Source organism: Paenibacillus sp. PastF-3 (genome assembly GCF_029893135.1).
Taxonomy (GTDB): Bacteria; Bacillota; Bacilli; order Paenibacillales; family Paenibacillaceae; genus Paenibacillus_AQ; species Paenibacillus_AQ nitricinens.
In genome coordinates, this window is the sequence record NZ_JARXWM010000005.1 from 64652 (window position 1) to 90337 (window position 25686).

Sequence of the window (25686 nt, forward strand, 5' to 3'; positions counted from 1 at the left end):
AGGTCTAACCATTCGACTTAAACTCCATTTGTTCGATAGAATGTTTTTTATAAGACTTAAGTAATTAAGAAAAATTGTCAAAATCTATCGAAATTGATAATCAAAGCGGTCATTCAATATTAACTTCATCTTCCTTCCCCATACCGATCAATCGCCATAGCTGCGGATTTCAGCATGCGCCGTTTAAGATACTCACCCTCGACGATTTTTACGCGCAGGCCAAGAAAACGGATTTTGGACAACAGAAATTCGCTGTCGTCTCTCATGTAGATGACTTTGACGCGATAGATACCCGAGTTTTCATCAAAGGACACGGATTTATCAAAACAGGAAAAGGCATATAGAATTCGTGACAGCTCAGTATTAAAGGTTGGTATGACTTGAATACATGCACATTCTTTTTGATCCTCTAATAAGCCAGCTATCCTTGCTTTCAAGCCTTCAATCCGTTTGGCGGGGAAGGGGGCTGCTTCGACAGAAACAATGTTTTTTAGTTTGGTGGACATAAGAGAACGCTGCCGGGTACTGTACCATTGCAGATACCACTCCCGCTTATACAAATTATATTCCAGCTTGTGAGGGAACCCGGCTTGGTCAGTTCGTTGCCCTCCATGCTTAATACGGAAAGTAATAAGGATCGCTTGATTCTGCATGATTATACGGCGGAGTGTACGTAGCATTGGATGATAGACCTGCAGCTCTTTGCTTTTGGCTTTCTCCATAATAATTTCCTTCACTTCTGTGGACGGTTCTGTCTCCAATATGGAGTTCAATTTACTTAAGGTGTCTAGTGTAAAAGCTGCTTCTGAAGCCGGGTGCTTTAACATGGTTTTTAGCCAAGAACGTTCCTGGGAGGTCAGCGCTAATGAACCCACTTCGTCGAGGCGGGAATTAATTTGAAAGTTAAATATTTTCTCAAATGGATTCATAATAGCTGTGAATCTCCTTCCACTCCGCGATGAATTGCTTACGCAGCCAAGGGGGTTCTAATACCTCGCAGCTCGAACCAAAGCTTCGTAACCACGGCTTAATTTCATAAATACCATTCACTGTGATCTCATAAAGGAATGTAGAATCGGACTCTTCCGTAATTACTCCCCACTGTCCCTGTGCTTCAACCCGCTCCCGAATGAAATTAACACCTGGACGATTGGGGTTATAAAATCTCGCCACCACTTTAATCGCACGGGTGGTATCTATAACCCAGCTGTTTGTCATCTGCTCTTCCAGATTGCTGAGTTTCTGAGCAAACTCTGCTTCTTCCACAGTGTCGCCCTCTTCAATCTGAGTAAGGCCCTCCATTCGGAATTTCATGATGCCCATACGTGAATTATGTCCGATTAAATACCAGCGCCCATATTGAAGGTCATAGATGACGCGGAGCGGAAGAACGGTTTCTGTGACGCCCCTTGTTTCCCGCTCAAAGAGAGGATTGGTATTCTGAGAGGCGTAGTTTTTTCCCTTTTTAGGGGATAAATATAGAAATTTTATTTTTTTTCGCTGCTGAATCGCTGCAAATATCGTATATAGGTGTGCCTCATCAAGAATACGTGAATGATAATTATATTTGTATCTATGGGTTTCCGTAGCTTCGAGGTTATAACCCCGCTTCCGCAGGACCTTTTTTAGGGTGTCGCGCAGCAGGTAACCTTGCACAGACGGAGTCTGCGTGTTGGCGATGACATCAACATAGTCGTAAAGATCCAAGAGCTGATCGCCGGATAATTGATCAATCAGATCGTTAGCAGCCTTGTATCGATAAGGGCGCCCTTCGTTTACACGAAGAATAACGCCAACTTCCTCAAGGTATTTCAGATCTCCACGGATGGTCTTCTCATCGGGCATTGGATAATGGGTTGGCATTTTCTCACTGCAGACATCCTGTAGATCTTTAGCCGTTAGCTCCTGAGTCTGGAGCGCAGTTAATAATAGAGTAAGCCGGATGCTCTCCGTTTCCTTAAGCGACTTCGCCCGGAACAAGAACAGGAGCAGCGGGTCGGCAGATTCATAGTAGTTATAGCGGAGCCACTCAGAGAGTTCTGTTCCTTGTTCTGTAGGCAGGTCTTGTTGTAAGACGGTTACCATGCCCTTCAGGTTGCGCAGCGTTTTGTCATAGGTATGTACAGAAATGCCGAGACGATCGGCGAATTGTTGTCTGCTGTAAGCTCCCCCTGCCAAAGAGAGCATGCGAAGAAATTGAATCTCCTTGTCAAAACTTTCCCGGGCCATTTGTATTCCTCCAGCCTGTAGCGAATCCATTAGAAATAGTAGTACTCATTATATTAAGCACCAGAGTTGAATAAAATGGAAGTGTTTTTGGCCGCCGCCATACTTCCGCCCTGTTCGTTACAGGGAAGATGAGCGAAGATAGATCCATGAAGCCGAAACAATTCTGATGAGGCGTTCGAATAGTAACAAGGGTAGAGAATAGGGAAGTAACCGATCTGGAGGGGTGAAGATGGATCCTATAAACAAGATTATCCGTGAGCAGCTGGAACAGATTGAACAGGAGGAGCAAGTTACAATATTGTATGCCTGTGAATCAGGCAGCCGGGCGTGGGGATTCCCATCGCAGGACAGTGATTATGATGTGAGGTTTATTTATCTGCATAAACCGGAATGGTACCTATCTATTTTTGATAAGCGGGATGTGATCGAGCGTCCTATTAACAATAGGCTTGATATCAATGGCTGGGATTTGCGGAAAGCACTGAATTTATTTCGGAAGTCTAATCCACCCCTGCTGGAGTGGTTGCAATCACCCATTCAATATGCAGAAAAGTACAGTATAGCAGAGAAGCTTAGAAGCATCTCCTCGTACACCTTTTCGCCGAAGTCTTGTATGTACCATTACTTAAACATGGCAAGAGGCAACTACCGGGATTATCTGCAAGGCGAGCAGGTCAAGATCAAAAAGTATTTTTATGTACTTCGTCCCGTTCTAGCCTGTGAATGGACTCACCGATATGGAGAGATGCCGCCGATGGAGTTCGATATATTGGTAGAGCGGCTTATTCCGAAGGATGAAGAGCTGTGGCAGGTGATTCAGCAATTGCTGGCCCGGAAAAAATCTGGTGAGGAACTAGACTATGAACCGCAGCTAACCGCAATTAACGATTATTTAGAAGAACAGTTCCAAGTGTTGGATAAGGTGGCGGCGTCCTTAAATGCTAAGGAGGACAAAAGAGATCATCAGCTGGATGCTCTATTTCGAGAAGCTTTACAGGAAGTATGGGGACGGGTCTTATAGAAAGATTGATAGGAGGAAGATGGTATGGCTATTGTACAACTGAAATCAACGAATCCAAAATTCACTTTTTTAATTAAAAAGAATCCAGTGACAGGTATGCAGCTTCGTCCGGTTCGTCAGGGATTGGCTTATGGATGGTATTCTGACGATGGAACTTATAACGTTTATTTTAAGGATGCAGATAACGATATATCCTACAAGCAGAACGAAAGTGAGAGCTTTGAGTATTTAAATGTCTCCCGGTTTAATACACCTCTATTTCCGCTTAATACGGTCAATGAGTTTTTCTCTACACCCTTCAAAGCGCAGGATGAACGCGATGTGGAAGGATATGAGCATTCTTTTTTCATCAATATGGTTCAGGTTGAGCGGATACACTATATTGAATTTTTCCAAAAGCATTTAAAGGGCTATACCTTCTCCTTGCAGCATCAGGCGCATAAGAGCTATTCACTGACAATTACCACACATAAAAGCTTGTATCATCTCTTGCATGTTGTTAGTGTGTTGTCCTTGTTCTTGTCCATATTTGGGGAAGAGTACATAGATATTTCGGATGCTATTTTGGATAAATATATCCGCAGCCTTAACGTCATTGATGCACCTTTTTATATAAGAAGTCTATTTGCAAGGAATTTCCTTACCTCTAAGGAACGGTTCAAGCGATATAAAGCCTCCATCGAACAAACGGACCAGTATTCTATTGGGCTGGAGTATGGCGGTACTGCAATGCAGCGGCGTACGTTTATTTCAAGTGTGCTTCCATTCAATAAGTCGATTCTGGACATCGGCTGCGGAGAAGGTTTCTATGCGATACCGTTTGCCGGAAAAATAGAGAGTACCTATTATGCGGTAGATATAGCCGAGGCGTTGCTGGAGGTTGTGAATCGGAAAGCGAAAGCTAAGGACATTGATAACATTGCAACCTTTGGCTCGCTGGACCATTTTCTGGAGTCGTACAACGGGGAGCAGGTTGATGTGATTCTAACAGAAGTTGTAGAGCACATGAGTGAAGGTGAAGCCGCAGAGCTTATTCAGCAAATTGTCGGTAATGTGAATTTCGAACAACTTATTGTGACCACACCGAATGCTGATTTCAATCGTTATTATGAGCTGGAAGGGTTCCGGCATGAAGATCATAAATGGGAAATGGGACAGCAAGCGTTCGGGCAATGGGTTTTGGATACGGTTCAAGGTTTAGCAGTCGAGGTCGAATATTTGATGGTTGGTGACCGGGTTGGCGAGATCCGTACGACGCAATGCGCTATTGTGCGAAGAAAGGAGGAATAGACAGTGGAAATTCAAACGCGTGTACACACCATATTTCTGCTTGTAGGAGCAACGGAATGCGGGAAATCGACTTTTGCTAAAGAAGTTCTGATCCCGCAGTTAAAACTAGAGGATGCCTCCAAAGATTTACGTACGAATGTGCAGTATTTATCCTCAGATAGTATCCGCCAGGAGATATTGGGCTACGACTATGATAAGTATGATCAGGTTATGCTGGAGGCGAGTTCGCATACCTTTCAATTATTATTTGAGAGATTGAAGTTAGTCACTTCTTTTCCGATTAATGCGGAGTTTGTGGTGATGGATACCATTGGGCTATCCGAAGATTATCGTAGTAAAGTCCGTGAGATCGCCGGGCAAAATAATTACAATCTGGAGGTTATTCTGTTTGATTACCGCAAACGGGAGGATTACTACGTCTCGGAGCGCTCGAAGAAGCTGATCTCCAATCATTTAAACCGGCTGAGAAAAGAAGTCCTGCCTGTTCTGTCACGGGAAGGCTACAACAAGATTCATAAGGTGCGTGCTAAAGATTTTATTCTCGAGGACGAAGATATACCTAACCCGGACTACCGGGTGATTATACAGGATTGGGATACTTACGCATCTACGGTACTTCTACAAGCACAAGAGTATATTGTGGTTGGGGATGTTCATGAGTGTGTCGAAGAGCTTCGGGGACTATTACTTAATTACGGCTACCGGGTGCACGAAGGGAAGTTAAGTGCTACAGATAAGCTGAGTAACACCCGAGTTATTCTTGCTGGTGACTGGATTGATAAGGGCAAGCAGACGCGGGAGACGATTGAGTTCTTATTTGATAACCGCGAGCATTTCCTATTTGTTATGGGTAATCACGAGAACTTTGTTTACAAGTACGTAAAGGGTGAGATTCAAGGTACCGATCCCGAACTGCTAAGAACGTACTTTGATTCCACCCAAGTGCTTAAGGAGGATGCTGCGCTTTTTAGTAAATTTTCGGCTTTAGTAGAGCAATCCCAGCCCTTTTACCGCTATATCGGTATGCAAGGTCCTTCTTTTTATGTTACCCATGCTCCTTGCCGTAATAAGTACATTGGTAAGCTGGATACGAATTCACTACGCCATCAGCGTAACTTTCGGCTGGATCGTGAGGTTTCCTTTGAGGAACAGCTTGATTTCCTAAAGCAAGAAGCTGTTAGTAATCACCCCTTTCATCTCTTCGGACATATTGCAGCCAAGCAGACTTTTCGGATCAAAAACAAACTCCACCTCGACACAGGGAGTGCGCAGGGTAATGAACTAACTTCTGTTCGCATGTCGTTTAAACCTTTCTATAAAAGTCAAAAATCGCATGTGACTACGGTGCACGAAGAGCTACCTATCCTGTTCCGGGCTGAGCAAACCGTATCCTTGTTAGAGCTTGATTATGAGTCTGTGCGCAGACTGCAGTATTCCTCGCAGAACCGGGTCAACTTCATCTCCGGGACGATGTCACCTGCGGATAAGGATGTGGCTGCCGGTGAGCTTGAGTCTCTGCGAAAAGGGTTGGATTATTTTGCCGAGCGTCGTATATCTGAAGTCGTCCTGCAGCCTAAATATATGGGATCACGCTGTAGTGTGTACCTTTATCGGGATATAGAGCAGTGTTACGCAATTAGCCGGAACGGCTATAAGGTTCAGGCGGTCGATCTAACGCCCATCTACGAACAGCTGCTTCATAAATTCGGAACCTATATGGCTGAGCAGGGGATTGGTGTGCTTTTACTGGATGGCGAGCTGCTACCTTGGAAAGCGCTTGGGGATGGGTTAATTGAGCGTCAGTTCCAGCCGATTGGCAAGGCGCTGGAGACAGAGCTGGATTTCCTAAGACAATATGGATTTGAGGAGTCACTGGGTAAACTGATACAGGATTTTGAAGTAAGCGGGTTTGAACAAGACCAGCACCATATGTCGAAAGAGGCGCTTAACAATAACTATGGGTCTCATGTTTACCAGACTTTTAAGCATGTCCGTGACATAAGAGAATCGTATGTAGATCTTGACCAGCGTGACGAAGCCTACCGGGTATATAAGCAGCAGCTGGAGCTATATGCGGGTGATGCGGAATTCGCATACAAACCTTTTGCAATCCTGAAGGAAGTGCTGGAGAATGGCGATGAACGGGTACCTGACGGCAAAACCTCCGAACTATACCGGTTCTTAAATGATGATGAATTTCTGATTCTGGACATGAATGAGCCCGATGCTTACATCAGGGCAGAGGCGTATTTCGCAAAGATAACGGTAGAGAAACATATGGAGGGAATTGTAATCAAACCGGAGCAAGAACAGCAGGGGGTAGTCCCATATATGAAGGTCCGCAATCCGGGCTACTTGTCGATCATCTACGGGTACGACTACAAGTTTCCACATAAGTATGCCAAGCTGATGAAGCAGAAGAATATCGCTCCTAAGCTTCGTACGTCCTTAATTGAGCACCGGCTGGGCAGACAAATGCTAGAAGTGAAGCTGGGTGAGATTTCGTCTGCCAACGAGGTCTACAAGCAAATTGCGGCAAACTTGTTATTCGAGGTAACGAAAGAGAAAGCGATCGACCCGAGGTTGTAGAGGATTGTTTTGGGTGAAGAAACTTGGGTTGCCAATTATGAGTTCAGGCTGTCGGGAAGGTCCCGGGAGTCTTTTTTTGTCTGGGGAGAAGCACAACAAGGAAAATATATTTGAAGCGGACTCACCTATAGAGATGTCTTTTTATATGCAGCTTCTGTTATGAATACGTGGACATATTAGTACGATTTGATAAGATGTACTTACTTAATGAGTTGATTATAGGAGGAATCTAATGAGTAAATATAAAATCCATAGCGACTTTGAACCCTATGAAAAGAGAGCACTTCCCTTAAATCCATTGTTATTGCCAATTTTAAATAAATTCATAGCGAGAAGTTTGAAAAAATTCAACTCTGCTGAAGGTGTGAAGGTAACAAAAAAAGTTATTTCAGGCTATAAAGACGGAAGCGTTCAGCTGACAATAATTGAACCTGAGGGTATATCCCAAAACGCTCCCTGCCTTATTTACATTCATGGAGGAGCCTTTGTCCTAAAGGCAGCACCTTCCCATATCCATTGGGCCTGTGAGTATGCTTCAAAGACACCTTGCAAAGTAATATTTGTGGATTATAGATTAGCCCCGAAGTACGCTTTCCCATATGGCGTTGAAGATTGCTATGCAGCATTTGAATGGGCCAGTGATCATGCGGATGCCTTAGGCATTGATAGGAGTAGAATTGCTATAGGTGGGGATAGTGCAGGTGGGGCGCTTGCTGCTGCAGTGACTCTAATGGCTCGCGATAGGCAGGCGCCTCCTATTTGTTTTCAAATGTTACTCTATCCAGTGACAGATGCAAGACAGACTACGGAATCCATTAAAGAGTTTACAGACACACCTCTGTGGAACTCTAAGCTTAATGAGAAGATGTGGAAGCTATATCTCAAGAATGGAGTAGCAGCTGGCAAGAGAGAATATGCGTCTCCTATGGAAGCAACTTCATTAAAAGGTTTGCCTAATGCTTATGTTGAAATTACGGAGTTTGATTGTTTGAGAGACGAAGGAATTCATTACGCAGAAGCCTTACAAGAATGTGGAGTTCAGGTTGAATTGTATCACACCAAAGGAACCATTCATGGATACGATATAGCGGAAAAAAGCGGAATTGTGCAGCAGAGTGTAGCGAGAAGAATTGAAGCTTTACGAGGAGCTTTTAAGTAGAAAAGGAGAATCAAGCCGTGAGTATCTTTTCGATGATCCGCGCGGTTGATTCTTTTTTGTTTTTATATCCACAAAATGTAAAAATGTCATATGATAATTTGATGACTGCTGTCACTATTTATCTTAAATTAAAACAATTACAATAAAGGATAGTCCTGAATTTTTAACTTTTATCCTAAAAAGAATTATTCACTCACACTGGAGGTCTCTCTTGAAGGTGAACCCACAACTGTTGCGCGATTTCCCGTTCTTTGAACATCTGGATTTTGAATATTTAGCTGAAATTTCCAAGCTATGTAGCGAGCGTACATATATAAAAGGAGAATCCATCTTTTTTGAAGGGGAAGAGGGAGAGGAGTTCTATCTTATTATCTCTGGAGTTGTTCAAATTTATCAAGATAACCACTCTAGGGATGTAATCCTTTCTATTTTTAGAGAAGGTGATTTCTTTGGAGAGATGGCTTTGTTACAAAATGAAAGAGCACGCTCTGCTTCTGCAAGGACCATCGAGAAATCCACCTTATGTATTCTGAAAAAACGCGATTTCATTCCCTTATTAAAAAGTAATCCGGAAATACTAATCGGCATTTTGGAAACAGCGTTAGATCGTCTGCGTGATGCCAATAAATTAATCACAGACTTAACCGTTATCGATGTGCGTACGCGCATTGCTCGCGTGTTGTTGCGTCTAACGGAACAGCATGGAGTGTCCTCTGATGATGGTGTTCTTATCGATTTGAAACTGACGCATCAACATCTGGCGGATATGACAGGAACGGCACGTGAGACAGTGACGAAATCATTGCTTGGATTGCAGGATGAGCAGTTGATACGGATTGATCAGAGGAAAATACTCGTGTGTAACACAGATAGACTTAGAAATATACTCGACGTCATTTGAGCTTGAATATATGGGAATTGTAATTGGGATTACAGACTGTAAATCACCCTAAATGATATAATATTATTAACAAAGAACGCGTTCGTTTGGCTTTATGAATCGTGATGACACAATGACCATCCATAAACGAAAGGAGGAAATGGAATGAGTGTGAAAAAATTGGTTTTATCTATGTCCGGTACTTTTGTGCTGGGGATCATTGTAGGAGGGGCTTTGTTATATAACAATTCGGTTTATAACTCCGTTAAAGATGCCCTGAATGGAAATGCCACGCAAAATTCGGTAGGCAGTGTGAATGGAGTGGGTGGTATGACACAGGTTAACATTCAGGACATGGATCTTGAAACAGCAATGATGGCTGTACAATCGAGTCGTGCAAGTATGTTAGACGAGCAGCTGAAAGATCAAATTGCAGCTGTACAAGCCAAGAATGAAACAATCTCACAACTGAATCAATTGCTAGGAGTGATCAATGAAGAGCTGGGGAAGCTTCCTTCAGGTGCTGAGGTCAGCTCTGCTGTACAGCTGGCAGATAACAAGGGGGCCATGTTTACTGCTATGGGTATGGCTATACCGCAAACCAAAGGAGAGCTTGAGAATCTGTTGGGACAAATCAAGTCAAAGATTGATAGTGCAAGCAATAGTCAGCAAATGGATATGCTGCGCCTGCAAAGTTTATCGAATAAACGTAACGAAGCTTTTGATGTAATGACGAATTTTGTTAAAAAAATGCAAGATTCCAGAAGTAGTATTATAGGAAATATGCGGTGATGAGTTAAAACTATGATACCTAATACTGCAGTTGATTTTCTACGTGATCATCCATTATTGCGAGGCATTCCTGATGGTGAGCTACGAAATGTAATTGATGCTATAAAACTTGTGTCTTTAGAGGATGGACAACGACTTCTTATGGAAGCGTCCACCTCTAAGGACTGTTTCATTATATGGCAAGGGAAGGTGCAGGTCACCTCGGTTAACTTAGTTGGGAAGGCACTGCTCTTGGCTGAACTTGGACCGGGAGAATTAGTAGGAGAAATCGGTCTTATTCGGAACCTACAAAGATCGGCTAGTGTTACGGCAATCGGTCAAGTAAGGGCGCTGCGTCTAGACCGTCCATCGTTCGAATATTTGGCGAACCTGAGTCCGTTATTTTATGAAAGTGTGCTTGTGAACATACGAATCCGAATGATTCATAGTATGCTTCGAAAAGCGACCATCTGGTCGGTCATACCTGATGCTGAACTTCGGGGTCTTGCGGAGATTACAATGATCAAGAAAGTGATGAAGGGCGAAGAAATTATCGCGGAAGGTGCAGTAATTGATCAATTTCTCATGATTAGCAGCGGGAGTATTGAGCTTCGCGGCCGAAAGCGGCGCAAGATTGTCCTTCGAGAAGGGGATTTTTATGGAGAGACAGAGTTACTAACAGACACGGTCTCCTCACATACGTTGATCGCGGTAGAAGATAGTGAAATACTGATTATGGGCAAGTTAGAGTTCTTAACTATACTCGATTATTACGCTCCGGTTCGTCAACAACTCATTAAGGTTCTAAACATACGAACACCCCATCTGATGGAGAAAGTTACAATTGCCTTCGGTGAGGAATTTATTGTCGAGGATAATGAATCGCTACCTAAGGCCAAAGACAAGTGGATGGACCAGTTGCTGTGGCTGGGAGGCGGATTTCTTGTCTTATCCCTCTTGGCATTGTTCTTACATAGTCAATGGTGGAAGATCGCCGCCTTAATTGTTGGAGGTGTAGTGGGTCCCGTAGCATTCGTAGCCTTTGTAAGAAGTCAGCAGTTAGTAGGCTTTCGTCAGATGAGGGTTGGTTTAGTTTTTGTGTCTACCGCGATTGTCGCCATCCCTCTGGCTTGGTATTTAGAGCGGATTTGGCTTTTTGAAGTAAAAGCAAATTCCTTTGACTTTTCGCAGCTTTATGTACCTTTGTCTGTGGCTTTAATAGAAGAAACTGCTAAATTGTTAATCTGTGTGATACTCGTTCGAACGCGAAAAATCCAATTTCTGATGGATGCAGTGGTGTTTGGTGCCGCAGCAGGAATGGGATTTGCAGCAGTGGAAAGTATTATTTATGGATGGGTACATTTAGACGAAGCATCTTCACTTGGGATGCTCGCGGTCCTATGGATGAGAGCATTATTATCACCCTTCGGCCATGGAACATGGACTGCAATTGCAACTGTGGGGATATGGTATGCAAGCAGCATGCATAAGAACTCGAACTTGGGGAATGGCAAGCCATGGACAAGATGGCGACATGCATTGGAGATGTTCTTGGCAGCAGTGGTGATGCATGCACTTTGGAATTATCGCTTTGAATCGGGTCTGATAAAGGCGGGTGCTATGACTTTAGTCGGGTTCATGGGCCTCTATTTATTGTTCTCACTCCTTCGCAGGGGAAGAAGAGAAGAATTCCACGTATTGAATATGTTAAATCCAACCACGCATGAGGCAATTCTGCATGACGATCAAGTGAAGTCAATGACACAGGAGCTTTACTGTGAAGGCTGCGGGTCAATGTCTCCCCAAGGTACCCGCTACTGTGCACGCTGTAGCCAGGCATTACGGATTAAATAATGGTCAATTCTATCTTAGAGCCAAAAGCTCCATTCCTCGTGGAACGGAGCTTTTCTGTGTGTTCATTTAGAAACAGGTGAAGGATTGGATGGACTGCAGGCTCAAGCCTGTATACATCCAAAACCTTCCGTTCCACTGAAAACCCGCAACCGAGGTGCGTCCTACGAAAACCGGGAAAAACCAGAATTGATTTCTATTTACGAGCCATACGTACGTATTCCGAAACAAACAACCAGCAATTGCTCCCGGGTCGACAGCAAAAGACGAAATGGCAGGTTGTTGAGGGATGAGTTGCGGGGGAGGTGAGCTGGGTGCCGTGAGTCCCGGTTGTCCTGGTGACCCTGGTATTCCTGGTTGTCCTGGTATTCCTGGTGGTCCGGGTTGCCCAGGCTGCCCAGGCTGTCCTGGGAATCCTGGGAAACTTGGAGATGGGAAAAATGACATGATCTTGTCACTCCTTAATGAATGGGCTAAAACATTGTATGTAGGAGCGGAGATAAGTGAATGGGCGTATCCGATATTTTATTGATAAATTTAGCGAGGAAGTTCCTCGACGTGGCTCTAACTTACTTAGCTTCTTCACATAGCTCAGTAATTGCTTTGTTTTTGGTTAGCTGTAATAGAAGGTCATAGAATTGCTTTCTTTGCTCTAGCGAGAGATTGTCCAGCATGTTGTCAGCGACTGTATCTTGGAAAGCCAGAACTTGCTCAATAGTGGATTGCGCAAGCTCCGTAAGCTGGATCAGTGTAGCGCGTCGGTCGGTTGGATCAGGAATTCGAACAAGGAGTTTATCCTGCTCAAGCGCATCAATAAAATCGGTAACGGTACGTGCTTTGATCCCTAATTTAACGGCTAACTCATTCATGCGGATACTGCCTGCTTCCGCGACGACTGAGAGCAGACGCAATCTAGGGCCGGAGAGATGATAAGGCGTATTAAGCGCTAATAACTGGGATTGAAACTCTGTTTTAATGTAGTTGGTTGATCTCATTAATATGTGGATGACGTCTATCGCCTTGGGATGATCTGTGTTCATGATGTAGGGCCTCCTTGACTTTATTGTCAATTTTTTATTCTCAATTTCGTGAGATGGATCAATATGTGGATACTCTTAATGAGTGTGCTCTTTAAATTATACTCTTATAAGGTGTATTCAACTATAGTTCGGTGAAACAGAATGTTTGTAGTTTGGTGAAGCGTGCACCAAGAGGCTCGAAGTAAAGGATATACCTTGACACCAGAGAAAATAGTGAGTATCCTCAGTATTAATGTTTTTACTTATAATTCATTCTGAATCAGAAAAGAGGTTTAGATTATGTCAGATACATCCACAGAAAATGCAGATAAGCTGCTAAAAATACTTGTAGTTACCTTAATATTCTCAGTTATGAACGGTACGATGTTCAATGTAGCTCTTCCTGAGATTGGCAAAGAGTTCAATCTTGTTCCTTCTCAGGTTAGTTGGATGATGACTAGTTATATGGTGGTATACGCGGTAGGTTCCATCGTCATGGGGAAATTAGCAGATAAATATCGGTTGAAGGATTTATTAACGTATGGACTGCTTATCTTCGCTCTCGGTTCATTAATAGGTCTGCTTGCTAGTGAGTTTTGGATTATTATTCTGGGCCGTGTAATTCAAGCTGCCGGTGCTTCCGTTCTTCCTGCAACAGCAATGATCATTCCAATTCGTTATTTTGTTCCCGAGAAGAGGGGGCGGGCACTTGGAACTTCTGCGGTTGGGTTAGCGCTTGGTAATGCTTTGGGACCGGTCGCTGCAGGCCTCATCACCAGCTTTGGAAGCTGGAGGCTTATGTTTGTTCTTTCCTTACTTCCGCTACTGACACTCCCTTTTTTTCGGAAGTATTTAGATAATGTGAAAGGGAAGGCAGGAAGTATTGATGTTCTTGGCGGCGGGTTATTAGCTACAGCAGTCGCAATCCTCCTACTTGCCATCACTCAGATGCAAGTGTGGTTGTTCCTTGGAGGGCTTGTTTTGCTGGCCTTATTCATCATTCGGATTCGGAAAGCTGTGGAGCCTTTTATTAAACCAGTATTGTTCCGTAACAAAACCTATTCGATCGGGTTGCTGCTTGCTTTTACAACGACAGCGATGAGCTTTAGTATGACGTTCATGACCCCACAATTTCTAGCGGCAGTGAATGGCTTGACTCCTTCGACCATTGGTTTTGTGTTAGTGCCAGCAGCAATTGCTTCAGCGATCATGGGACGTAAGGGTGGCAGATTGGCTGATGATCGCGGCAATTTGGCACTTGTGTTCGTGGCTTCGGTATTGTTATTTCTAGCGTTCTCCCTACTATCTACTTTTATTGGGGTATCGGCATATTTTATTGCCATTATTTTAATATTAGGAAACGTAGGTCAGACCTTCATGCAAATCTCAATGTCCAATACGATTTCGCAGACGCTGCCAAAAGAGGAGACAGGAGTTGGCATGGGATTACTCTCCATGATCAATTTCATTTCTGGCGCGATGGCTATGAGCGTGGTTGGGAAAATGCTAGACAAGGGCACTGCCGCTGTGCAGTTCAATCCTCTGAATACTAATGTTACTGCCCATGTGTATAGTAATATTTTTCTCGTTATGTCCCTGGTGACTATTGCTGTAGTTGTGCTGTACCGTTATCAGTTTGGTACGGGTGCTTCCGGGTCGAGGAAGAATAAAAAAGGAATGGAGATTTAAGAGGTTATGCCATCTACGGATCAAAGAAAAACATTATAAAGCTGGATACTGGATGTCACGAAGTAATCAAGCAAATAAAACCATTTTATGGTATGTTTTTTGTGATGGATGTTATAACCTAGGAGCTGCATAAGGATGATAGGGAATAGTACAGACAAAGAACGGACGATATTTGATCATGCTGGAAATACGATCAAGACAGAAGATCGAGAGATTCGAATTATTGCCAAGTATGAGGAGCCACTAGTTGTCTTACTAGGAAATGTGCTTAGCGATGAGGAATGCCATGAGCTAATTGAATATTCTAGGGAACGATTGCAACGTTCAAAAATAGGTGAAGACCATGTGGTCAATCCAATTAGAACGAGCAGTGGTGTGTTCTGTGAGGAGAATGAGACGGTTACTAGAATCGAGAAACGTTTCTCTCAAATTATGAATATTCCTGTCGAGCATGGTGATGGCTTGCAAGTCCTGCTGTATATCCCTGGCCAAGAGTATCTACCCCATTATGATTTCTTCGCAGAAACGAGTCGAGCAAGTAGCAATAATCGAATTAGTACGCTAGTGATGTATTTGAATGATGTGGAGGAAGGCGGAGAAACAGCTTTCCCTATGCTTAATTTATCCGTAAGTCCTAACAAAGGTATGGCGGTCTACTTTGAATATTTTTATGATAATCATGAATTAAATGAGTCTACCCTGCATGCAGGTACACCAGTGATCAAAGGTGAAAAATGGGTTGCAACGATGTGGATGAGAAGGCAAGCCCTTCGTTCCTCTTAAACAACTATATCTTCCAATATGATTCCATATGATTATCAGCAAAGACACCTAAATAGGTGTCTTTTTTCGAATTTAACGGCAATGTCTATTCCACCAAAATACCATTAATGAACGTCATAGTTTTGTCTTTAAATTCAAGGATAAATGTATTCGAAAAATCCGGATCGCTATGAATCTCCGTCCCCAACATCACCTCTGTTCCAACATTATCAAAGGGGTTATGAAGCAAACCTCTAGGCTTATACCTAGTTTCGGAACCAATCACATTATTATTCTCATCACGAATAAATGTAGTTTTCCCTGAGAACACCAAGTCCTTGCCGTTTTCCAAAGTTAGGTGAACCTCCAGACGAGTTTTTGTCTTCTGATAATCAATGGCCACATCTTTAGTGGATACAGGGAAACCAATAACGAAAAGTCCAACAAGGGCTGTAGCCAGTATGATCACTGTTAAGAGGGAAAAGACGAGCGTCTTTATATTTTTTGTTTTTACCTTTTTAAAATAATTAAGTTTCTTAACCTCCTCTTGATCAACAATAGGCAGACTTAGATTTGCTGTTGCGGTCATTTCATTATAAGATTGAAGGCATTTTTCACAGGATTGCAGATGTTTTTCAATCTCTTCGTTACTATGTAAAGAGGTGAGCTTTTCAATATAGGAAGGTAATAAATCCTGAATGATTTCGCATTTCATGTAGTTCTTCCTTTCATCAGTTTTTGTTTTCCACGGTAAAAGGTAACTCTCGCCCAGGTCTCATCTCTTCCAAGAATCTCGCCAATTTCCCGAAAGCTGAATTCTCCAGTCAAACGCAGATACAGTACTTCCTTGGTATTGGGATCAAGTAAATGAAGCTGTTTAAACAATTCCATTTTGTCTTGTGCAAGAATGAATTGAGATTCAGTTGAATTTGCGCTAGAAACAGGAGGATCATCTAGTTCATAAGACTTCCTTTTATGTTGCTTGTCCAGCTCCTGATACCATACATGCTTAGCAATCTGACAAAGCCATACATATACTTTGCAGGTTCCATCATATTTGTGTATGGACTTTACAGCTCTATAAAAAGTTTCTTGGGTGATTTCTTCTGCCAGTAAATGATTATGACAAAAACTAAATACGAATTTATATACTTGGGTTGAATATTCCCTGTATAATTCCTCGTTGTCCTGCATTCGTTCACCTCCTCAGGTTATATATCCGTAAAAAGCTATAAACGTTACAGCCTTTCTAAAAATATTATGAGTATAACGAAATAACGCCTTGGGTGTGTAGTATGATAAAAATCCTTAGAAATGTAAAAAAAGAAGGACTGCTTTTCCTCTATAATTAGATGAGATCTTATTGTACAAGTTACAAGGAGGCTCATAAATGACAATAAAGGTAACCCGACAATTAAACGAAGGTCCTAAAATTCAAAAAGAACAAGATATTGTCACGAAAATGATTCGTATATATTGTAAGAAAAAACATCATCATAAGGGGCTTTGCAACGAATGTCAGGATCTAAACGATTATGCTCTGAAGAGGTTAGCTTATTGTAAGTTCGGGGAAGTGAAAACGGCTTGTGCTAAATGCCCTATTCATTGTTATAAACCGGAGTATCGTCAAAGAATAAAAGGGGTTATGCGTTTTTCAGGTCCATGGATGTTACTATATCATCCCATTGAGTCAATTAGGCATATTCCATTACCCAATAAGCTGAGAAAATAAGAAAAAAAACGGACATCATTGGATGTCCGTTTTATGATCTAGCATTTTTACGTTCTATTTGCCACTTGGCAGTAGTTTATTCAGTACGATCGCTGCTAATGAAGCCGCTAGTATAGGTGAGCCCAATAAATATTGCACGAATGAAGGTAAGGAATGCAAGTAGTCGCCAGGAATGAGCACCAAAGCTAACGTGATAATCATCGGTATTGCGATAATGTACATTTCTTTCTCGCCAATCGTTACGTTCTTCATCACCTGCACACCATTAATTGCAATGATCCCGCAGACGATAGCGAAGACGCCGCCGATTACAGCGGATGGAATGGAAGAAATCAGAGCAGCTAATTTACCAGAACAACCGAAGAGGACAAACCATCCTCCAACAGCGAGGAAAACCCGGCGGGAGGCAACACCTGTGATGGAGATAATCCCCGCATTGGTAGAATAGCCTGTAACAGGTGTTGAACCGAGTGCAGAAGCAATAAGACAGCCAATCCCCTCACCGATAACCCCTTTATTAATATGATCGTCTGTTAAAGGTTTATTGATTACGTTGCTGACAGCAAACCAGGTACCTGTTGTTTCCGCTAGCAGTACGAGATAAATAATAACCATGGTGATAATAGCCGAAAAGTTGAACGAGAATCCGAAATCTACAAAAGCGATACGCGGCATGCTAAACCAGTTCGCTTTGCTAATCGCTGAGAAATCTAACACACCCATCAAGTTAGCAGAGATACATCCAACTACTAATGCCATCATGACGGAAATAATTCGGAAGATCGATCCTTTATTACGGAACATAGAACCGAGAATCACGAATAAAAGGAGTGTGCCCGCTGAAATAAGGGCTAACAAAACGTTCTGATTGATTGAAGCGCCTGAAGCTCCATAGATATTGTCTCTTATAGCAACAGGTAATAAAGAAAGACCGACTATGAATATGATCGTACCACCTACAATGGGTGGGATAAAGTTCTTAACGATTTTATTAAAGATCCCGACATAGCCTAAAATAATAACTAGAATCGCACCGATTAAGCTGGCACCTAACACGGAACTCCAGCCCAGCTCCCCGCCGCCACTAGCGGCATAAATACTGACGATCGCACCAAGCGGAACATAGGAAGGACCTTGAGCGATAGGAAGCTTCATACAGAAATAAGTCTGCACAATCGTTGCAAGTCCAGCAGCAATAAAGGTAGATTGAATTAACGCGCTTGACTGATTCGGCTGTAAGCCGATTAACATTGCAATCAGGAACGGAACCACATAAACGTCCATGGCCAATACATGTTGAAAGCCTAAGATGATGGATTTACTGAATGAAACTTTTTCATCGGGTAGAACGGTTAATAGTTGTGACTTTAATGGTGCTTGATCTTGTACGTTTGCTTGTGTTTCCACTCAGATGCCCACCTTAACTTTTCTAGTTTTTTCGGTCCTTAACGTGAATAAACCTTTTCACCCTGTACCCAGACCTCGCGGATATTCTCAGGTCGAGCTAGATACATCATTTTTTGAAACACGTCGTATAAATCTTCATTCCCATCAAAGAGAGGCAGTCTAGCCGATGGTACTTTTGTATCGATGATTTGAACATCCCACGTATAGCCTTCTAATATCCGGCCGATAGGTAAACTTAAGCTTTCTCCGCCACCAGCAGTAGCAAGATAGAAGGATTCATCAATCGTAATTCGTGATCCTAGTAATCCACGCTCTTGTGCAGGAAGGGAGGGATTAACGCCATCCTCAAGCATTCTTGAAGACATTACAGCTTGTCTTATGTTATCGAATAGACTAGGTGAGAAACCTCCGGAAATATCAGACCCCAAACCAATCTCCACACCCTTGGAATGGAAATGTGCGATCGGAATGACACTATTGGCAAAATAAGCGTTCGAGATCGGACAATGTGCAATAGCCGTTCCAGTCTCCGCAAATAAATCCACATCATCCTCATCCAAAAAATTGCAATGTGCCATGACTGATTTATCACTGAGCAGACCGAAATCATGCAAGGCAAAAGCATCGTTTTTCTGGAATCGTTCTTTTACATAACCGTGCGCCCAATCACTTTCACTACAGTGCGATTGAATATAAGTATCGTATTTAGCGGCTAATTCACCTAAACCTTGCAATGCCTTATCTGTACAGCTTGGAATGAACCTAGGTGTCACTACAGGGTAAACGCCTTGCTTAGTCGATTTGGCTAGTTCTTTTACAGCTAAAATAAATTCTTCCGTATCTTTTAGTGCCGTTTGGGTGTCAGCATCGTGATAGCTTTCTGGATTTCCTTGTGGATCATCCATTACCACTTTTCCAACGAGTCCGCGTTGCCCTTTATCCGCACAGATTTGGGCTAACAGTAAACTGGCTTCTTTATGCACCGTTGCAAAATAAAGAGCTGTAGTCGTTCCGTTCGCGAGTAAAGTGTCAACCACATCATCGTAGACCTTTTTTGCAAAATCCAGGTCCGAAAATTTAGATTCCAATGGGAAGGTGTAAGTATTTAACCAGTCATAGAGTGGAATATCTAATGCCGTTCCAGATTGAGCCCATTGGGGCGCGTGAACATGCAAGTCGATAAAGCCGGGCAAGAAAAACTGACCGTCCCCTAATCGATGGAAGTTGCCTTGGTCTTGGTAAGTATCTAGTAATGGTTGATAGTCCGGCGCTTCTGGAGAAACGATCCTTTCTATCATTCCATCTCTATTTATACAGAAGAGGTGATCTTTTAAAATTTGAATTTCCTTAGGTGATTTACTTGAAAATGAAGTCCCTAGGAATATTTGCATATATTTATTCATATTATCCGCCTTAATGTTCGTCTTTTGGTGTATGTTTGTTATTATAATCCGTAAAAACTGATAAGTCTACACCAAAAGTCGAACGAAAACGAATGTTAGTTACTGATTTATGCTCTAACTAGATCGAAATGTATGAATTTACATACGCTCTTCGGCAATCTCCTTCGGAGATACTTTGAAGATAATGTCCTTTTCGGCTATTAGCATTACGTAAAATGTATGCGGTTACTTACTTATGCTATAATACACATAGATAATTTAGGTTAAGCGCTTAAGAAAATTGGGTTAGGAGTGTTACTGAAATGAGAAGATATAACTTTTGGCGTCCGATCATGCTAATTATTGTCGCGTTGCTTACGAGAAGCCTGGTGACTAACGTATGTATTTTGTTTGGTATGCAGACTGAAGTAGCGAGTAGTATAGGTACACTGGGCATGGTCGTCGCCGGTTTAGTGATGTATAATCGCATGAATATTCGCCGTCGAAAATAACGATAGAATTTCTGGAATCCGATCGATTTGGTTAAGATATGAAATTAGCGCAGGAGCATTTGTTGACCCGTTATACATAAAAATGAATCGATCTGGATTTGTTTTTAAGACATGGCCAGTATCATACAAAATAATGAAAAAGACACCCTTAAGGGTGTCTTTTTTGGGTTGTCCAAGTGACTATACAAAACAGTTATAGTCATTCTTTCATCTTTACCGCTGTAAATATATGTGAGTAAATAGGTGGGTAAAGAAAGGGGAGAAAAAGAATGCCATATGTTGATAAACTTCCCAAGTCTATAGAAATGCAGCTTACGGAACAGCCGTTATTCCACTTTGGAACTGATTTAATGAATGATGGACAATTCGGTGAGCAATGGCTTGTATTGACAGAGAAGGAAGTGTCCGTTTGGGGAACGGACGGGGAAATGGTTTCGAAGTTTTTTGTTTCGAGTATAGCCGATGCTCGAGTAGTAGGTGGGATTGGTGGCGGTTCGTTACTTGTCGATACTAAAGAGGGTCCAATTATCCTTATACGTTATACCGCATCGCTTACCTCTATATTTGGATATGCGTCTAAATTAATTGCTGCTGTAGCTAAAGGGGAGGAGCGGCCAACGGCTTCTGAAAAAGAATTTCCAAGACATTGTCCGAAATGCCGCAATCCGCTACCAGACGATTCTCAGACCTGTCCGGTGTGTAAAAGTAACGGCAAGGTTCTATTTCGAATGTTAGGTTACGCGAAGCCGTATAAAATCCAAATGATCGCAGCAGCAATTATGCTGATTTTCACTACATTGATAGAGCTTGTTCCACCTTTTTTGACGAAAATGATTGTAGATAACGTGCTAACAAAAAAGGACATGGGTTCAACGTTACTATGGATTGTAATTGGGCTTGCTGCCACCTCTCTGATGGTTACTCTAATGCAGACTGTACGTGGACTTATCGGGGTATGGATTGGCTCGAAAATTATGGGTGATCTGCGTCATGATGTATATCATTCCTTGATGAAATTGTCGCTATCTTTCTTCGATCGAAGACAGTCTTCGCAATTCATTGGACGGGTAAATAATGACTCTGAGGCGATGCGGCAATTCATGACAGATGGCGTAATATGGGTCTCGGGTGAATCATTAAGGGTGATCGCAATCTTCGCCATTATGTTTAGTATGGATTGGAAGCTAACGCTGCTAGCCATGCTGCCTATGCCGCTTATGGTCGTTCTATCGACTGTGTTATGGCCGATGATTGGCAGACGGTGGTACCAGCAGTGGAGATCTATTTTTAGACTAAACGCTTTGGTGGGCGATTCTTTGCAGGGAATTCGTGTGGTTAAAGCATTTGGTCAGGAAACTACGGAAATGTCCCGTTATACTGTCGCTAATAAGGAATTGGTGCGGCACAATATCCGGATTGAAGGCTTGTGGCAGGGAATGTTTCCCGCTTTTGCGTTAGTTGCTGGCGTTGGTACGCTTTTAATTTGGTATTATGGCGGCAGAACGGTGCTTGACGGACAATTATCTATTGGTACGCTAATCGCTTTGGTTACTTACCTGGGGATGCTCCTCGGACCTTTGCAGTGGGTAAGTCAAATGATCAATTGGGCCAGCCATGCGATTTCAGCAGCAGATCGGGTCTTTGAAATTATGGATACACCATCGGATGTGCCTGATACGACGAACCCAGCTGATATTGGTCGTGTTAATGGTGAGGTAGAGTTTAAACAGGTCACTTATGGATACGAAAAGCATCACCCTGTGCTCAAGAACGTGGATTTAAAAGTAGGCGCAGGAGAGATGATTGGTCTGGTCGGACATTCAGGTGCTGGGAAGTCGACCTTCATCAATATGATTTGCCGATTCTATGACACAGATGAGGGCACCATCACCATCGACGGAGTGGATATCCGAAATATTAGCCAGTCTGACCTCCGGAGTCAGATCGGTGTAGTGCTGCAGGAGACATTCCTGTTCGACGGCACGATTGCTGAGAATATCGCTTATTCTAAACCGGATGCTACAGAGCTAGAAATTATGCGTGCTGCTAAAATTGCCAATGCACATGACTTCATCGTTCAGCTACCTGATGGCTATGACACAAGGGTAGGAGAACGTGGGCATAAGTTATCCGGAGGGGAGAAGCAGCGAGTGTCTATTGCCCGAGCAATAATTCACGATCCGCGGATTCTAATTCTGGACGAAGCAACGGCTTCTGTGGATACAGTGACTGAGCGGCAAATCCAAGAAGCCATCTCGCGTCTGGTCAAAGGTAGAACGACATTCGCCATTGCTCATCGATTGTCCACTTTAAGAAATGCCAATCGGCTCGTCGTGCTGGAACGCGGTAAGATTATTGAGGTGGGTACGCATGAAGAATTGCTAGCAGTAGAAGGGGCTTACTTCAAACTGGTCGAGGCACAGAAAGAAATGTCCCAGATTAAGGGGGTAGAAGTGCATGAGTGATCCAATCAGTGTCAGTGATGAATTGAAAGCTCAAGATAAAGATCCCTATGAAATTAACATTTTTGAACCGGGTCTGATTTCCTTTAACCGTAGTCAAGGTGGGGTATTTCAAGGGGTAGTAGAAGGTAAGGTTTATGAAGAGCTAGTCCTTTTTCGTATATTTCCTTTTCAATACAACACCCAGTATATTTCTGTGAGGAATTCTAAGAGTGAGGAGATTGGTGTCATTCGTGACATTGATCAGCTGGATGAGGAAAGTCGGGGGGAAGTGGACAAAGAACTGCAGCTGCGCTACTTTCTTCCCGTTGTGACCCGAATTGATTCCATTAAACAGAAGGCAGATATGTGGATTTGGGAGCTGCAAACGAATCTGGGGCAGACTCGTATCGTTATGCGTAACCTGCATGAGCATATGCAATACCCGAGTCTTAACCGCATCATTCTGACTGACGTCAATGGAAAAAGATGCGAAATTCGTGATTATTCCACTTTGGATATTCAGAGTCGGAATAAGCTGAAAGACGTTTTATAGTGGCAGAAGCAAAGTGCTTGGTAGTTTATACTACTGAGCACTTTTTTTTGATCTGTGTAAGCATGCGCGGTTATCCCTCCATTTATGAGGAGGAAACGCATTAGATTGGAGCAAATTTGTCACTAAACTTCCAGTATATGTGGTAATATATTACAACTAGATGATTTACTATATGGAGGTATGTGAGTGAAGCATAAATGGATGAACTCGCCGTACACCTTTGCTTTTGGAATGTTTGCGATGATGGTTCCCAGTCAGGCTTTTAGTTCTTTTTACAGTTATTTTTATGTGGAGAAATTGGGCTTGGGCATTGGACTTGCTACACTGGCCAGAACAATCTTTCTGATCTGGGATGCGGTGAATAATCCGTTGTTTGGATATTGGTCAGACCGGACAAATACCCGCTATGGTCGGCGTAGACCCTGGGTGTTCGGATCGATCCCTTTGTTTATGCTGGCGTTTGTGCTGGTGTTCTCTCCCCCCGGCGGTTTATCCGAGAATGGACTCTTCACTTGGTTTCTAGTGACGCTTATTTTCTATGAGGCTGTGGCTACGGTCTTGTGGGTGAACTATGGCGCGCTGCTTCCGGAGCTCTTCCGTGGAGATCGTATTCGGGCAAAAGCCTCGGCGATTCAGCAAGGGTATCAAGTGGTCGCTCTGTTAATCGGTACGGCTCTAACGCCAATCCTTTTCGCAGCGATTAACTTCTCTAATATGGCTATTGTGTATGCCTGTGTCTTCGGCGTGTTTATGTTCTTATGCATGATGAACGTTCAAGAGAAGAAAGAGACTACTAAGACCGAACCATTGAAGCTCATTCCGGCGTTTCGGGAGACGATTCGGAATAAGAAGTTCTGGGTGTTTAATATTTCGAACTCTTTTGCCCAAACGGTGAATGGACTTGTAAGCTCGATGATTCCCTTTTATGCAAAATATGTTCTACATATTTCAGAAACACAGGTGTCTATTATGCTCGCAGCTGTCTTTGTCTCGGTTATTCCATTAGTGTTCGTGTGGTATTGGATTATTCGTAAGATGGATGGGGTCAAGGCATGGCGGCTATCGCTTATCCTATATGCTTTATCTGTCATTCCGCTATGGTTCGGTTATGATCTTGTAAGTGGTGTAGCCGCTGGTATTGTTGTCGGTTTCGGACTAGCAGGATTTCTAGTAACCCCGGCAATCGTAGGTGGCAAAATTATTGATGAGGATGCGGAGAAGACAGGTCTGAGAAGAGAAGGCATCTATACCGCGGTAAGTGGATTTATCACTCGTTCGAGCGGATTAATCTCGGCGCTCGCCTTTTTCATTGTAGGGATGATCTTTGGTTATAAGGGTGGTGATGATCCAGGGTCTGATCCAGAAGCAACGTTCCGGTATTTAATAAGCGTGGTGCCGTTATGTCTGCTAGCCATATCTGTTGTCATATCTTTTACGATTAAATTCACATTTACGGGGCAATTGAGAGGTGATGCTGACTATGAGCAAAAGATTAATCATCAATTGTGATGATTTTGGGCAAAGCCCTGCCATGAATCAGGCGATTATGCATCTGTTAGAAGAAGGAAAAGTATCTTCAGCGACGATAATGGCGGTGGCCCCTGGATTCGAGGAGGCAGCTAGATGGTGTAGCCGTAGGCAACAACGAAATGTGGGCCTTCATTTGACAATGACTAGTGAGTTTGAGGCTTTACGCTGGAGCAGCCTGACGGGGGACTCTTCACTACATGACGATGGCGGGCATCAATATAAGACGGTAAAAGAGTTTGAACAGGGGGCGCAGACAAAAGCTGTGCTAAAGGAGATTGTTGCGCAGTATGAGAGAGTGAAACAATCCGGAATCGTGATTAGTCATGTAGACAACCATATGGGAAGTTTATATGGCATGGAAACAGGACGCAGCTTGCTTCCGCAGACGTTGTGGAGAACTTCGCGCTGGGGATTGCCATCACGGTTCTTTCGATACATCCATCCTGAGGATCCCCTGTTAGGATCGCTGAAAAATATTGAACGTCCTGTTGCACTTGGATCCGGGCTGGCCGATACACTTGGAGTTCCGATTCCTGATTACTTGTTGTCGCATCCTTTTGGTGTAGAGGAGGGTGAGACGTACGATCGTTTCAAACAATCTATTATTGATAAGCTATATTCGCTACCTGATGGTGTTAGTGAAACCTATATTCATCCCGGAATCGACGATCCATGGATGCTTGCAAATATACCACATTGGGAGAAGCGAGTCTGGGAATACCGTCTACCCTTTGATGATGATTTTACCTATGCGATTCGTGATGCTAGTGTTGAATTGACAGACTATCGCTACGTACAGGAGCATCTAAAGCGCCCACGGGTAAGATCTGCGGGGATACTTTTGAAGAAACTGATAAGTTCATAAG

Annotated in this window: 23 protein-coding genes; 15 read left to right on the top strand and 8 right to left on the bottom strand. The window is 43.0% G+C overall.

The genetic code is table 11. From position 1 onward, the window contains the following. Positions 1-125 precede the first annotated feature (125 nt). Together M2444_RS12070 and M2444_RS12075 are read right to left on the bottom strand one after the other, a co-directional pair. The gene (locus M2444_RS12070) at positions 126-929 is read right to left on the bottom strand and encodes a WYL domain-containing protein (RefSeq protein WP_094877779.1); all 804 of its coding nucleotides are present in this window, start codon (positions 927-929) and stop codon (positions 126-128) included. Continuing rightward, a complete protein-coding gene (locus M2444_RS12075; RefSeq protein ID WP_280787075.1) occupies positions 916-2229 on the bottom strand; it encodes a helix-turn-helix transcriptional regulator in 1314 nt (437 codons plus the stop codon). Before M2444_RS12075 ends, M2444_RS12070 begins: the two co-directional genes overlap by 14 nt. Before the next feature lie 229 nt (positions 2230-2458). Here M2444_RS12075 and M2444_RS12080 point away from each other — a divergent pair, with 229 nt between their 5' ends. The 7 genes from M2444_RS12080 (at position 2459) to M2444_RS12110 (ending at position 11793) form a co-directional block, all read left to right on the top strand. Beyond that, positions 2459-3250: a nucleotidyltransferase domain-containing protein gene (locus tag M2444_RS12080; protein ID WP_280787076.1), complete on the top strand. Its 792-nt coding sequence runs from the start codon at positions 2459-2461 to the stop codon at positions 3248-3250. 24 nt (positions 3251-3274) lie between these two features. After that, complete coding sequence (locus M2444_RS12085; protein ID WP_280787077.1) at positions 3275-4540, top strand: class I SAM-dependent methyltransferase; 1266 nt, start codon at positions 3275-3277, stop codon at positions 4538-4540. Positions 4541-4543: 3 nt separating this feature from the next. Beyond that, positions 4544-7129 carry a metallophosphoesterase gene (locus M2444_RS12090; protein WP_280787078.1) on the top strand — a complete coding sequence of 862 codons (2586 nt, stop codon included), beginning with the start codon at positions 4544-4546 and terminating at the stop codon, positions 7127-7129. A 232-nt stretch (positions 7130-7361) separates the two neighbouring features. Next, positions 7362-8288 (top strand): alpha/beta hydrolase, encoded by a 927-nt coding sequence (locus M2444_RS12095; RefSeq protein WP_280787079.1) that lies wholly within the window; start codon positions 7362-7364, stop codon positions 8286-8288. Between the two features lie 217 nt (positions 8289-8505). Further along, positions 8506-9189, top strand: a complete 684-nt coding sequence (locus tag M2444_RS12100; protein WP_280787080.1) for a Crp/Fnr family transcriptional regulator — start codon at positions 8506-8508, stop codon at positions 9187-9189. A gap of 144 nt (positions 9190-9333) precedes the next feature. After that, the gene (locus M2444_RS12105) at positions 9334-9960 is read left to right on the top strand and encodes a hypothetical protein (protein ID WP_280787081.1); all 627 of its coding nucleotides are present in this window, start codon (positions 9334-9336) and stop codon (positions 9958-9960) included. Positions 9961-9972: 12 nt separating this feature from the next. Continuing rightward, positions 9973-11793, top strand: coding sequence for a PrsW family glutamic-type intramembrane protease (locus M2444_RS12110; protein WP_280787082.1), 1821 nt, complete (start codon positions 9973-9975; stop codon positions 11791-11793). A 66-nt stretch (positions 11794-11859) separates the two neighbouring features. On the opposite strand, the gene M2444_RS12115 is transcribed toward M2444_RS12110, so the two are convergent. Both M2444_RS12115 and M2444_RS12120 read right to left on the bottom strand, forming a co-directional pair. Then, on the bottom strand, positions 11860-12237 hold the full coding sequence (locus M2444_RS12115; RefSeq protein ID WP_280787083.1) for a collagen-like protein: 378 nt from the start codon (positions 12235-12237) through the stop codon (positions 11860-11862). A 122-nt stretch (positions 12238-12359) separates the two neighbouring features. After that, complete coding sequence (locus M2444_RS12120) at positions 12360-12830, bottom strand: MarR family winged helix-turn-helix transcriptional regulator (protein WP_094874547.1); 471 nt, start codon at positions 12828-12830, stop codon at positions 12360-12362. A 279-nt stretch (positions 12831-13109) separates the two neighbouring features. Between M2444_RS12120 and M2444_RS12125 the strand changes: the two genes are divergently transcribed. Then, positions 13110-14498, top strand: a complete 1389-nt coding sequence (locus tag M2444_RS12125) for an MFS transporter (RefSeq protein ID WP_280787084.1) — start codon at positions 13110-13112, stop codon at positions 14496-14498. A gap of 135 nt (positions 14499-14633) precedes the next feature. Then, positions 14634-15281: a 2OG-Fe(II) oxygenase gene (locus tag M2444_RS12130; protein WP_094877762.1), complete on the top strand. Its 648-nt coding sequence runs from the start codon at positions 14634-14636 to the stop codon at positions 15279-15281. An 85-nt stretch (positions 15282-15366) separates the two neighbouring features. On the opposite strand, the gene M2444_RS12135 is transcribed toward M2444_RS12130, so the two are convergent. Together M2444_RS12135 and M2444_RS12140 are read right to left on the bottom strand one after the other, a co-directional pair. Continuing rightward, positions 15367-15975 carry a zf-HC2 domain-containing protein gene (locus tag M2444_RS12135; RefSeq protein WP_094877761.1) on the bottom strand — a complete coding sequence of 203 codons (609 nt, stop codon included), beginning with the start codon at positions 15973-15975 and terminating at the stop codon, positions 15367-15369. Then, positions 15972-16454: an RNA polymerase sigma factor gene (locus tag M2444_RS12140; protein ID WP_094877760.1), complete on the bottom strand. Its 483-nt coding sequence runs from the start codon at positions 16452-16454 to the stop codon at positions 15972-15974. Before M2444_RS12140 ends, M2444_RS12135 begins: the two co-directional genes overlap by 4 nt. Positions 16455-16650: 196 nt before the next feature. On the opposite strand from M2444_RS12140, the gene M2444_RS12145 reads away from it, so the two are divergent. Further along, positions 16651-16992 carry a nitrous oxide-stimulated promoter family protein gene (locus M2444_RS12145; RefSeq protein WP_094874444.1) on the top strand — a complete coding sequence of 114 codons (342 nt, stop codon included), beginning with the start codon at positions 16651-16653 and terminating at the stop codon, positions 16990-16992. Between the two features lie 54 nt (positions 16993-17046). On the opposite strand, the gene M2444_RS12150 is transcribed toward M2444_RS12145, so the two are convergent. Beyond that, positions 17047-18399: a uracil-xanthine permease family protein gene (locus M2444_RS12150; RefSeq protein ID WP_094877759.1), complete on the bottom strand. Its 1353-nt coding sequence runs from the start codon at positions 18397-18399 to the stop codon at positions 17047-17049. Between the two features lie 38 nt (positions 18400-18437). Further along, entirely contained in the window at positions 18438-19802 is a 1365-nt protein-coding gene (gene guaD / locus M2444_RS12155) for a guanine deaminase (protein ID WP_280787085.1), read from the bottom strand. A 302-nt stretch (positions 19803-20104) separates the two neighbouring features. Between guaD and M2444_RS12160 the strand changes: the two genes are divergently transcribed. The 5 genes from M2444_RS12160 (at position 20105) to M2444_RS12180 (ending at position 25685) form a co-directional block, all read left to right on the top strand. Beyond that, positions 20105-20293 (top strand): hypothetical protein, encoded by a 189-nt coding sequence (locus M2444_RS12160; protein ID WP_094877757.1) that lies wholly within the window; start codon positions 20105-20107, stop codon positions 20291-20293. Between the two features lie 269 nt (positions 20294-20562). After that, entirely contained in the window at positions 20563-22758 is a 2196-nt protein-coding gene (locus M2444_RS12165) for an ABC transporter ATP-binding protein (RefSeq protein WP_094877756.1), read from the top strand. Beyond that, positions 22751-23290: a DUF1854 domain-containing protein gene (locus tag M2444_RS12170; protein WP_094874440.1), complete on the top strand. Its 540-nt coding sequence runs from the start codon at positions 22751-22753 to the stop codon at positions 23288-23290. Before M2444_RS12165 ends, M2444_RS12170 begins: the two co-directional genes overlap by 8 nt. A gap of 186 nt (positions 23291-23476) precedes the next feature. Continuing rightward, positions 23477-24799 carry an MFS transporter gene (locus M2444_RS12175; protein WP_094874439.1) on the top strand — a complete coding sequence of 441 codons (1323 nt, stop codon included), beginning with the start codon at positions 23477-23479 and terminating at the stop codon, positions 24797-24799. Then, entirely contained in the window at positions 24771-25685 is a 915-nt protein-coding gene (locus M2444_RS12180) for a polysaccharide deacetylase family protein (RefSeq protein WP_280787086.1), read from the top strand. The genes M2444_RS12175 and M2444_RS12180 overlap by 29 nt, the downstream gene beginning before the upstream one ends. Position 25686: the final 1 nt, after the last annotated feature.

Excerpts from the sequence above, each read along its gene's own strand:
- M2444_RS12120 (WP_094874547.1), bottom strand. The coding sequence starts at position 12,830 with ATGAACACAGATCATCCCAAGGCGATAGACGTCATCCACATATTAATG.
- M2444_RS12095 (WP_280787079.1), top strand. The coding sequence starts at position 7,362 with ATGAGTAAATATAAAATCCATAGCGACTTTGAACCCTATGAAAAGAGA.
- M2444_RS12130 (WP_094877762.1), top strand. The coding sequence starts at position 14,634 with ATGATAGGGAATAGTACAGACAAAGAACGGACGATATTTGATCATGCT.
- M2444_RS12140 (WP_094877760.1), bottom strand. The coding sequence starts at position 16,454 with ATGCAGGACAACGAGGAATTATACAGGGAATATTCAACCCAAGTATAT.
- M2444_RS12170 (WP_094874440.1), top strand. The coding sequence starts at position 22,751 with ATGAGTGATCCAATCAGTGTCAGTGATGAATTGAAAGCTCAAGATAAA.
- M2444_RS12080 (WP_280787076.1), top strand. The coding sequence starts at position 2,459 with ATGGATCCTATAAACAAGATTATCCGTGAGCAGCTGGAACAGATTGAA.
- M2444_RS12145 (WP_094874444.1), top strand. The coding sequence starts at position 16,651 with ATGACAATAAAGGTAACCCGACAATTAAACGAAGGTCCTAAAATTCAA.
- M2444_RS12075 (WP_280787075.1), bottom strand. The coding sequence starts at position 2,229 with ATGGCCCGGGAAAGTTTTGACAAGGAGATTCAATTTCTTCGCATGCTC.
- M2444_RS12105 (WP_280787081.1), top strand. The coding sequence starts at position 9,334 with ATGAGTGTGAAAAAATTGGTTTTATCTATGTCCGGTACTTTTGTGCTG.
- M2444_RS12165 (WP_094877756.1), top strand. The coding sequence starts at position 20,563 with ATGCCATATGTTGATAAACTTCCCAAGTCTATAGAAATGCAGCTTACG.
- guaD (WP_280787085.1), bottom strand. The coding sequence starts at position 19,802 with ATGAATAAATATATGCAAATATTCCTAGGGACTTCATTTTCAAGTAAA.
- M2444_RS12070 (WP_094877779.1), bottom strand. The coding sequence starts at position 929 with ATGAATCCATTTGAGAAAATATTTAACTTTCAAATTAATTCCCGCCTC.
- M2444_RS12135 (WP_094877761.1), bottom strand. The coding sequence starts at position 15,975 with ATGAAATGCGAAATCATTCAGGATTTATTACCTTCCTATATTGAAAAG.
- M2444_RS12085 (WP_280787077.1), top strand. The coding sequence starts at position 3,275 with ATGGCTATTGTACAACTGAAATCAACGAATCCAAAATTCACTTTTTTA.
- M2444_RS12125 (WP_280787084.1), top strand. The coding sequence starts at position 13,110 with ATGTCAGATACATCCACAGAAAATGCAGATAAGCTGCTAAAAATACTT.
- M2444_RS12180 (WP_280787086.1), top strand. The coding sequence starts at position 24,771 with ATGAGCAAAAGATTAATCATCAATTGTGATGATTTTGGGCAAAGCCCT.
- M2444_RS12160 (WP_094877757.1), top strand. The coding sequence starts at position 20,105 with ATGAGAAGATATAACTTTTGGCGTCCGATCATGCTAATTATTGTCGCG.
- M2444_RS12110 (WP_280787082.1), top strand. The coding sequence starts at position 9,973 with ATGATACCTAATACTGCAGTTGATTTTCTACGTGATCATCCATTATTG.
- M2444_RS12115 (WP_280787083.1), bottom strand. The coding sequence starts at position 12,237 with ATGTCATTTTTCCCATCTCCAAGTTTCCCAGGATTCCCAGGACAGCCT.